The sequence below is a fragment of the Streptosporangium carneum genome (assembly GCF_027922005.1).
Classification (GTDB): Bacteria; Actinomycetota; Actinomycetes; order Streptosporangiales; family Streptosporangiaceae; genus Streptosporangium; species Streptosporangium carneum.
On record NZ_BSEV01000127.1, the window covers coordinates 1 to 568 of the forward strand.

Consider the following 568-nt stretch of genomic DNA (forward strand, 5'->3'; position numbering starts at 1 on the left):
CGTTCCACACCGAGTGCCATTCCGGTCTCGGTCTTCTCGCGCGGCGTCAGGCCCAGACGACGGCGGGCGTCAATGGCCGTGACGATGCGGCCGCGCAGGTTCAGAAGCCCCGCGACCTCGTCGGGAGCCAGCGGAACATGCGTTACCGATTGCGGCGCGAACACTTCACGGATCGCATCGACCGGCGCGCCGAACAGCTGATCGCCGATACGGACGGACACGTACTCGTTCATCGCTTCGGCGCCGAGGCCGGAATTGTCGCTATGCTGCGAGCTCATGCCACTTTCTCCTCTTGGGAAACCTCGTCGAGCGCGGCAATCAGGGCACCGCGGTCGGAGCGCGGCAGGACGACCGTGAGGCCGTCGGCCGGAGTATCTTCAGGCCAGTCCGTCACAGCGAGGGCCGGCAGATTGGTCCACATGCCTTCATTGCGGATGCGGTCGAGAGCCGCCGGATCGCCGACGAGCGCATCGAAATGCTCGCCCGCTTCGGCAATCGACTTGACCTCGTGCATGCCGCCGGCCGGCGTCACGTCATAGCCGGCAGCGGCCAGCAGCGGCGCGATCAT

Annotated in this window: 2 protein-coding genes; both read right to left on the reverse strand. The window is 66.5% G+C overall.

Annotated features, from left to right (window positions below; all coding sequences use genetic code 11):
* The coding region (locus PKF00_RS44990; RefSeq protein WP_271223778.1) for a chemotaxis protein CheW at positions 1-278 on the reverse strand (278 nt) is incomplete at its 3' end.
* A partial coding sequence (locus tag PKF00_RS44995; protein ID WP_271223779.1) for a hypothetical protein occupies positions 275-568 on the reverse strand: 294 nt, incomplete at its 5' end. The genes PKF00_RS44995 and PKF00_RS44990, both read right to left, overlap by 4 nt.